1 protein-coding gene is annotated in these 1,880 nt (G+C 55.2%); it reads right to left on the bottom strand.

The window, feature by feature from the left end:
- On the bottom strand, positions 1-1,540 hold a 1,540-nt coding region (locus tag PQU95_RS18435; RefSeq protein WP_272753354.1), incomplete at its 3' end, for a retention module-containing protein.
- Positions 1,541-1,880 lie beyond the last annotated feature (340 nt).

Below are 1,880 nucleotides of genomic sequence, written 5' to 3'. Positions count from 1 at the left end.
CGGCCGGTACGGTGATCTTGCCGCTGGTAGCGTCGTAAGTCACACCGTTGCTGAAGCTGGCGCTGCCGTAGTCGTCGGACGTGGCGGTGCCGTCTTTCAGTACAAAGTCGAAGCTGGTGCTTACTGTGCTGGCGGTGCTGAGACGAACATCAAACACCAGATTACTGCCCTCGTCTGCCGATGCAGTACCCGGGCCGGCAGAGGAGCCGACAAAGTCGATCTGTGCGGTATTGATCTGTGCACTGTCTTTGCCTTCTGGCGAGACATTGCCAGCCGGATCAGTCAGCGTGGCGGTAACGGTAAGCTGGCTACCTTCGGCCGGCGGATCCAGGGTAATAGCCACGACACCAGTACGGATATCGCTATCTGTCAGGGTAATGGTCTGCGTTGTGGTGCCACTATTGATGGTGAGCACGTCACCTGCATTCGTTCCGGCAGGCAGCGTAATGCTGACGTCTACCTTGCCAGACAGTTCACCATTGGCGATCACGCCGTCGTTATTGGCATCTTCGGTGATCAGCACCACCGGTGCTAGCGGCACAGTAGTATCGATCTGCGCGGTACCGGTATTGCTGGCAGTATTACCCAGCGGATCTGTAGCGGTAACGGTGAGATTGCTGCCACCCTCGGGCAGCGGTCGGGTCGATTCTACCGACCAACGGCCATCGGTGCCCACGGTAGCGGTGCCAATGACATTACCGTCTTTGTCGCTTACCACAATGGTAGCGCCAGTTTCGCCGCTACCGCTTAGCAATGGCGTGGTATCGCGTGTAGGGCCTACATTATCGATGGTAACCGTAGTGGTGGTGTCGATGACGGCAGTAGCGATACTGGTAGCTTTATTGCCATTGGTATCGGTAGCAACTGCGGTCAGGCCCGTGCTGCCATCTGGCAGAGCAACAGCGGACTCTACTGACCAAGTGCCATTCTCGGCCACCACGGTAGTGGCAATAACTTGACCCGCTGCATTGGTGATGACGACCGTTGCGCCAGCTTCACCGGTACCAGTCAACAGCGGGGTATTATCACGGCTAGGGCCGACATTATTGATGGTAACGGCGGTACTGTCGTCAACCGCTACCGTGGTAGTGTCTGCGCTCTGGATGGTTTGCGTGCTGACCTCAGCAAGCTGGTTATTCAACGATAGTGGCTGAATACTCTCTGCAACCCGACTAATCACGACAAACGAATTGCCACCATCCTCGCCGCCGCCAGCCGCTAGGCCCGCAGCCGTATCTTCCAGACCCTGCAACGGGTCCTGTCCACTTTCCAACGCAGCCAACACCTGCTGGGCATCCGGATTAAGTGGTGCGATGGCGGCATCGGTGGCGTCAGTACCCTGAAGCCCGAACACGTCATCGGTAATGGTGAGGTCACGTGCTTCGGCAATCTTGACGATGTGACCGTTACTTCCCTGGAGTTCGATTGCGCCATCTGCCGGGACAACCAGACGCTCTCCCGCGGCTACAATGTCGCCCAGCTTCAGAATGCGCTGGGAACCATCTGCAGCAATGGCCAGTACTTTGCCAGTGAGAGACACAACTTTACCTTGAGCAACATTGACAGCGGCAGCCATGGTCGAACTCCAGAGACTATTTTTGATTGGAAAATTATAGATACACTTATAGAAGGCAATCTATTGTACTGATGGGCAAACCCCGCCTTCTCCACCCAAAAGAGAAGCGGAATAAGTAATTGATAAGAAAGTAAAAAATAAAAAACACACCTTATCGACCTGATATTGCATCGCGATATTCCAGCCGGGCCTGTCCGAATTTTTGTGTAAACGGGGTTTGGGTTACGCCTGTGGAATGCGTTCCTCGAACTGAATGGTAAAGCGAGTCAGCGCCGCCTTCCAATCCCGAATCGGCATGGTCCAC

The organism is Vogesella aquatica (assembly GCF_028548455.1).
GTDB classification, from domain to species: Bacteria; Pseudomonadota; Gammaproteobacteria; order Burkholderiales; family Chromobacteriaceae; genus Vogesella; species Vogesella aquatica.
The sequence above is the reverse complement of the archived record's forward strand: the minus strand, read 5'-3'. Positions and strand labels throughout refer to the sequence as shown.